This is a genomic window from Mesorhizobium sp. WSM4829, assembly GCF_055811475.1.
Genome location: NZ_JBVVQJ010000022.1, coordinates 85,730 through 92,751 on the forward strand (window position 1 = coordinate 85,730; position 7,022 = coordinate 92,751).

7 protein-coding genes and 1 pseudogene are annotated in these 7,022 nt (G+C 60.0%); 3 read left to right on the forward strand and 5 right to left on the reverse strand.

The window, feature by feature from the left end; translation table 11 throughout:
* Positions 1-195: 195 nt before the first annotated feature.
* The 3 genes and pseudogenes from AC0L17_RS21040 to AC0L17_RS21050 form a co-directional block, all read left to right on the forward strand.
* Positions 196-1,500, forward strand: a complete 1,305-nt coding sequence (locus AC0L17_RS21040) for a mechanosensitive ion channel family protein (protein ID WP_473517234.1) — start codon at positions 196-198, stop codon at positions 1,498-1,500.
* A 366-nt stretch (positions 1,501-1,866) separates the two neighbouring features.
* On the forward strand, positions 1,867-3,000 hold the full coding sequence (locus AC0L17_RS21045) for a KamA family radical SAM protein (RefSeq protein ID WP_473517235.1): 1,134 nt from the start codon (positions 1,867-1,869) through the stop codon (positions 2,998-3,000).
* Between the two features lie 21 nt (positions 3,001-3,021).
* Positions 3,022-3,117, forward strand: a pseudogene (locus AC0L17_RS21050) (type IIL restriction-modification enzyme MmeI); the annotation flags it as partial.
* A gap of 37 nt (positions 3,118-3,154) precedes the next feature.
* Here AC0L17_RS21050 and AC0L17_RS21055 read toward each other — a convergent pair.
* From AC0L17_RS21055 to AC0L17_RS21075, 5 genes are all read right to left on the reverse strand, one after another.
* Complete coding sequence (locus tag AC0L17_RS21055) at positions 3,155-3,538, reverse strand: hypothetical protein (RefSeq protein WP_473517236.1); 384 nt, start codon at positions 3,536-3,538, stop codon at positions 3,155-3,157.
* Between the two features lie 40 nt (positions 3,539-3,578).
* A complete protein-coding gene (locus tag AC0L17_RS21060; protein ID WP_473517237.1) occupies positions 3,579-3,911 on the reverse strand; it encodes a hypothetical protein in 333 nt (110 codons plus the stop codon).
* A 13-nt stretch (positions 3,912-3,924) separates the two neighbouring features.
* Positions 3,925-4,317 (reverse strand): hypothetical protein, encoded by a 393-nt coding sequence (locus AC0L17_RS21065; protein WP_473517238.1) that lies wholly within the window; start codon positions 4,315-4,317, stop codon positions 3,925-3,927.
* A gap of 3 nt (positions 4,318-4,320) precedes the next feature.
* Positions 4,321-5,223: a glycoside hydrolase family 25 protein gene (locus AC0L17_RS21070; RefSeq protein ID WP_473517239.1), complete on the reverse strand. Its 903-nt coding sequence runs from the start codon at positions 5,221-5,223 to the stop codon at positions 4,321-4,323.
* A 919-nt stretch (positions 5,224-6,142) separates the two neighbouring features.
* Positions 6,143-6,571 (reverse strand): hypothetical protein, encoded by a 429-nt coding sequence (locus AC0L17_RS21075; RefSeq protein WP_473517240.1) that lies wholly within the window; start codon positions 6,569-6,571, stop codon positions 6,143-6,145.
* Positions 6,572-7,022: the final 451 nt, after the last annotated feature.

Below are 7,022 nucleotides of genomic sequence, written 5' to 3' on the forward strand. Positions count from 1 at the left end.
CAATCAGTTGTTGTTTCTGGCGGCCGCTGCCTGGCCGCGTGCGTCACTCTTATGGCGGCGGCTATACCCGACATCTTGAGCGCACCGGCCAAGAGGCGCCGGGGGCGCGCGGGGCTGAAGCGCAGAGCGCCGGCTTGACCCTTCACCAGGCCGGCGACATTGTGCTGTTCGCCAATCCATAACGGTCGTGTGGGAATGGATTTTCGCAACGCCATCAATGAATCGCTGGCCTGGGCCAGCCGATGGTTCGACTACGCCGTCACGCCGTGGTTTTTCTATCAGGCTGCCATCATCGTCGTGCTCTTCCTCGTCGCGAAGCTCGCAGCGCAGCGCATCGAACCGCTCGTGGAGAACCGGGCACGCCAGATCAAGGGGCATCCCGGACTGTTGAGGGTCGTCGTTGCCCTGTTGCGGCGCACCGACTGGATTCTGTTCACGGTCTTCCTGCTTGCCGCGCTCGTTCTCATGCGCGCCGTCACCTGGCCAAGCCGGACCCATTTCATCTATATCGCGCTCTCGCTATCGCTTGCGTGGCTGTTTGCGTCGGTGCTGTCGCGCATCGTCCGCAATCGCTTTGTCGCGCGGGCTCTCGCCTGGCTGACCTGGATCTATGCGGCCCTTGTCATCCTGGGCATCGATGACGACGCCGCGACTTTCCTGGACGGCCTCGCAATACCTTTGGGCGCGGTGCGCCTTTCGGCGCTCATGGTGCTGAAAGCGGCGCTGCTGCTGATCGCCACGGTTTGGCTTGCGGTGGTCGTCGGCAAGTATATCGACGAGCGCGTCCGCATCTCCGAAGAGCTGACGCCCTCGATCCGCGTCCTCGTCGGCAAGGTCGCAAAGGTCGGCCTTGTGCTGGTGGCGGGTGCCATCGCCCTGTCTTCCGTCGGTCTCGACCTGACGGCACTGACGATATTCTCCGGCGCCGTCGGCGTCGGCCTGGCTTTCGGGCTGCAAAAGGTGGTTTCGAATTTCGTCTCCGGCATGATCATCCTGCTCGACAAGTCGATCAAGCCGGGCGACACCATTTCGCTCGAAGGCACGTTCGGCTGGGTGCGCGAATTGCGGGCGCGGTTTGTCTCGGTGGTGACGCGCGACGGCCGCGAGTACCTGATCCCGAACGAAGACTTCATCACCCAAAGGGTCATCAACTGGTCGTTCAGCGACAACCTCGTGCGGCTCGACGTGAATTTCGGGGTCTCTTACGACGCCGACCCGCATAAGGTCAGTGAACTGGCCATCAAGGCCGCCATGAGCGTCGGCCGGGTCGAAGCGGACCGGCGGCCGGTCTGCTGGCTCACCGACTTCGGCGAATCCTCGCTCAATTTCGTCCTGCGCTTCTGGATCCACGACCCTCAGCAAGGCCTGACCAATGTGCGCGGCAGGGTGCTGCTGGCGCTGTGGGACGCTTTTAGGGAAAACGGCATCGACATCCCCTATCCGCATCGCGAGATCATCATGAAACCGGATGGGCGCGCTGAGAAATCAGGCGGGCGCTGAAGCTGCCAATCTCCCCCCTTGTGGGTCCCTTGTGGGCCGGTCAATCGCATTTGGATTCTTGCGAAGGTGGACCCCCACCCTAACCCTCCCCACAAGGGGGAGGGAACGCTGCCGCGCGCCTTAACTTCCCCTTTGGCGCCCGAAAGGCATGGCAATTTGCCGAGGTCAGCGCAAACGGCAGTCTCCCTCCCCCTTGTGGGGAAGGGTTAGGGGTGGGGGTACATCGTAGAGCGAAAGCCTCGGCTTTCCACCTGCAATAGCCCTGCCTTCGCGGGGCAGATTGGCAGCTTCGCCGCTGAGTGCATCCGGCAAGGGTTCGCACCCCGGCTCCAATGCTGTATCAGCCCCGAGTTCAAGGAGCCTGCGATGACCTCACACCTCGACATCCCCGACGCCAGCAGCATGGCGGCCGACGACGAGCACGCCTACGACGCCGCGTGGCAGGGCGATGTTCGCGCCGGCGTGCGGCAGGTGCGCGATCTCGACTCCCTGCCGCTGTCGCCAGCCGAGCGCGCGGCGGCTCAAGCCGCGGCCACGCGCCACAAGGTTCGCATCCCAAAAGCCTACCTCGACCTGATCGACTGGAGCGACCCCGCCGATCCGATCCGGGCGCAGGTCATCCCGTCGCCCGAAGAGCTGGCCGAGCAGGAAGGCGAGCTCGACGATCCGATCGCCGACCACGCCTTCAGCCCGGTGCCGCGATTGACGCATCGCCATGCCGACCGGGTCCTGCTGTTTGCGACCTATCAGTGTGCGGTCTATTGCCGGTTCTGCTTTCGCAAGGAGTCGCTGACCTCGATCGGCCGCGGTTTTTCGCGCGAGGCGCTGGAGCCGGCCTTTGCCTATATCGAGGCCCACCCCGAAATCCGCGAGGTGATCCTGACCGGAGGCGATCCGCTGTCGCTGCCGGACAAGGCGCTGGCAGAAATCCGCGCCCGCATCGAGGCGGTTGCGCATGTGCGGCTGTTGCGTATCCACACACGCGTGCCCGTAGCGCTGCCCTCGCGCGTCACGTCAGGGCTGGTTCGCTCGCTGCAGGGCCGGCTGATGGTCACAGTCGTCACCCATTTCAACCACGCGCGGGAGATCACGCCGGCCACCGAAGAAGCCTGCCGCGCGTTGCGGCAGGGCGGCTTCGTGCTGCTCAACCAGAGCGTCCTGCTGAAAGGCGTCAACGACACGGTCGAGGTGCTGGAGGAGCTGTGCCGCGAGCTGATGTACCGCCTCGGCATAAAACCCTATTACCTGCATCACGGCGACCTCGCGCGCGGCATGGCGCACCGGCGCACCACGATTGCCGAGGGACGGGCGCTGGTCAGCGCCTTGCGGGCGCGCCTGTCGGGCATCTGCAACCCCGTCTACGTGCTGGACCTGCCGGACGGCGGCGGCAAGGTGCCGCTCGGGCCGTGCCATGTCGAGGCGCGGGACGGCGACACGTGGCGGATTCGCGGGCAGGATGGGACGATGAGGACCTACACGGAGCTTGTCGGCGATCCTTGAAAGCTGGGTTCCTCGCCCCGTGACATGAACCATTTCATGGCGCGGCTGCTCTCTTGCTTCTTTGCCGAAGACACTGACATCTTCAACGGCACCGGCCTGTTCACCGACACCATCGAGGGTGAAATGGGAAGCTGTCCTTAAAGGTTGCGGAGGTTCAGCCGGGGATAGGGGTGCGGAAGCCGTGAGTGTCGCAAAGCTTTTTGGCCCTGCCATCGATTTTGGAGTCACTATCAATTTCTTCGACTTCGACAGCCCCATCTGTCTTATGCGCAAAGAAGAGAATGGAGGTCGACACGCTGCCACCATCCGTAAGCCCACAAAGGTAGACACCCCCACTTTCTCCCATGCGAGCCATCGCGATCCACACTGTTGGTTCCGTCGAGATGGCAAGGTGCTTCCGGATTGCAAGCTTCAAGGGAGCTACATCGCTAAGCGTGATGTCGTGGGGAAAGGTTTTCTCGGTGGCATCTTGAGCTAATGCCGAACCGGTCCACGCTCCGACGACAATCCATGCAAGAAGAATCAAATCTCGCGTCATCCGAACTCCACCGGCCCCCGTGCGCCAGCGCTATGATATCTCAAGAGAAAAGGACACATTCACGTGCCCGATCTGGATTAACTTTGATTGCAACAATATCTTCCTCATACTTGGCCATAGTTTCTTTCCGGTAAAAATTGCCCGCTACGGACTCGTAAATTTCTCCATTGAATGCATATCTTACCTTTATCTTATAAGAAATTGGATCAGAAGACGCATACAACCTATCAATCACTGTTGCATCGACCACTGGCCAGTCCTTTGCTTCCAATGCGAATCTATTCTGCTGCAAAGTTGCAAGTATAAATCCAATAATTATTGTTATAAATGCAAAAACCACAACAAGAGCGAAAAGTGGCGGATAATCTCTCATTGCGCTCCCGAGACTATTGGTGATCGACGCTGTCGATCTTAGCGCCATTGGAAACTACTGCCCACGGCTCCCCGAGCTTGGCCAGTTCGGCGTTCATCCAATCATCAGGTGGCCATGCCATGCCAGACATCAACTCGGTCGAGATGCCATCGTGGGAATTGATATAATACCCTCGAAGCATTGAAACGACCGTAGTGCGTCGCTTTTGCTCGGCCGCGGTTGCCGCTGCTAGCCGGCTTTGCTCGGCCTCTGCAGCGGCGGCCTTTGCGGCTATGTCGTCCGTCCAGGCGGCATCGGCCGCCTGGAATACAGCGTATCCCGAACCGACAAAAGCTACGCCTGCGGTGACCATCGCGAGATAGAGCGCGAATAGCCCCGGCCCCCAGAAATACTGTATTGGTGCCATTGGTCATCCCCCGTTAAGTGGAGCAAACACCCGTGGCGGTCCCGACGCAAGTCGACCCGGCCATTTTTTGCTTATGTCCCAGTGGCCTTGAGCGTCTTGTCGCTCTGGATCAGAAGCAGGCCGCGATCGTCCTCGACGGACGTAGCGGATCAGCCCGTTTTTCTTGGCGAAGACCGAGACGATCTCGCCTTCGAATCGGGCGTCGCCGCCGACCTTCTCGACGTGGTCGCCCTGCGTGAAATTGGTCGTCACCAGCGGCGGCGGGGGCTCTGCCGGCGGCAACGCGGTTCCGATGGGTTTGGCCCCGGCGGGCGCCAGCCAGCGCTCCAGACCGGCCTCATCGCCGTTCCAGCGATTGCCGTCGACGGGTGCGGCAATGCCGGGAACATTCTCCTTGTCGGTCCACTGCCACAGGCTCCATTGCGGCCAAGTTTGCCGGGGCCAGGTCGGAGCGGCGGCATTGGTGTACTGGGCGATCCACAGGCTGGTCAGCGCGCCAAGGTCGCTTTTCGTGCTGCCCAGCTGCTGCTTGATCAGCGCGCCTGAATAGATCGTGATCTGCAGATCGGGGCGGCTGGCCAGCAGCGCGCCGACAGCACGCTCCAGCTGGGCAAGGCTGACGTTTGCGTCCTCGTGGTCGAGCACCATGCGCTCGCCCTCGACCGGGTCGACGGTCTTCAGGTAATGCGCCATCTGCTTAGTCATGTCGCCAGGCCGCAGGAAATGGTAGGTGGCGGTCAACAGCCCGGCCTTCTTCGCTGCAGCCAGCCGGGTCTCGCGCTGCGGGTCAACATAGGTCGTTCCCTCAGTCGCCTTGTGGATGACACCGAGGACACCAGCAGACCTGACGCGGGTCCAGTCAGGTGTCGGATTGTGGTGGCTTAGATCGATCACTCGGCTCGGCATCAGCCTTCTCCTTTCAGGTCTTGATCCGATGTGTTTCATCGCCGACGGGTGATCGAGTTTTTGCTCGACCCGCTGATGGAGATAACGGACGAGGCGTTTCATGAGAGATAATTTGAGCGTTGCCTCCTTTTTCATCGTAAGTAATCGTCTAAAAATACAACGCCCTTCGCATGACGCCGCCTTGACTAAGGATTGATGAAGTCTTAGCCTTTCGCCAAGGGGACGAAACAGACGGGTCTATACTCACTACGTCATACATAACTATAACTCAAACTATACCAAGTCATAAAATACTATCAGCTAGGATCTCATCGACTCCCCATACTGCCGAGGTTCCATTTAAGAGAGTATAATCGAGCGGCAAGACTCCAAATGAATAATGTCAATATGGCTGCCATTTGATGCCACAATTTGAAAAATTGCGCCGTTTGTTAGCAGAAGAGTCCTGGTTATCAGGATGTATCCGGCTTGTGATACTATTGGGAATATACCTTCTGGCGGTCGCTGTTTTTCACATGGATCTTTCGATGAATGGTGTATATACAATCTATATTGTGAATGTTATCTCATATTTCGTAATTTATATTGCATTGCTCGTTATTAACGAATTCATATTTCAGTTATTTCGTTTAAATTCAAGGATTAAGTATCTTATGTTGTTTTCTATATTATTAATTCCATTTAGCTCGATAGTTTATCTTTTTAATGGAGGAGGATTTGGAACAGTTCGGGTAGCTGGCCGGTATGTTGTCCAAAATGAAAGGATCACACCTTTCGGGATCGAGTTTGCAGCTAGGGACTTTGCTGCGAGTCTGGTAACGGTGCTCGTTTTTTTTGCTCTCGCGAAGATTTACGAATACGGTCGAAGGAGATGGCCGGCGACCCCTTCTGCAGGCAGAAGCGAACATGGGTGAGGAGGTCAGTCACGGCTCTTCCCCAGCCCCTTCAGGACTTCGGCCACTGCTGCGGCGGTTTTCATCCTCTGCACGGCCCGCCATCTCGGTTGCCAGCGTGTGCCTGGCTCTAGCCGGAGCCGCTTGGCCTCGGCCTCGTAGCGGGCCGCGACCGCTTGCGCAGCGGTGCCGATGATGTCCTTGTCCTTCATGCCGTCCTCGCTCATGCCGCGTCCTCTCGCTTCATTTTGCCTCCTGTCCCGTTCCTCCAGCGCCTCCTTCAGCATCTGGGCGAAGGTGTCGATCAGCGGCCCGGCAATCAGGGCCCAGATGCTCATCGCCGGCAGGAAGCCTGCGGCCTGTTGCTGATTTGGATCTTGCGGCGGGGCAGCCTGCTTTGCCGTCTCGGTCAGCTTCTGCGCCAACTGCTGCTTGTGTTCGTCTATAGTGGTCATGTCCGCTTTCCTTTCTCCTTTGGCTGAAATCACTCAAACCCGAGTGCGGGCGTGGCGGTGGGGCCCCACAACGCCACCCGGCCCCGGCCATCGGGACAACCGGGCGGGCGAGTCGGCGGGTCGGCGGCGCGGCCTCGGCAGTGGGTAGCGAGTGGGGAGAGACCTCGATGCGCCTCCTAACGCGTTGATATTGCCGTACTTTTGGTGTCGTCCTGTCGGACGGTCTGGCCGCAAGGGGGTGGCTGGAAGGGGTCGGCCAGGCGGGCGGCGAGCCCCGGTTCCGTCAGCGCACGCCGCCGCGCCCCCGCAACTGGGGGAGAGGTGGGCGCGCAGCGGCCCGGGGGGGGGGGGTTGGGAAAACGGGAACCACGCCGGGGGTGGAGGGGTTTTTGGGCAAGCCGGCGGCAAATAACCACACCCGCGGCGCGGGGGGGCGGCCCCCCCCCACCCC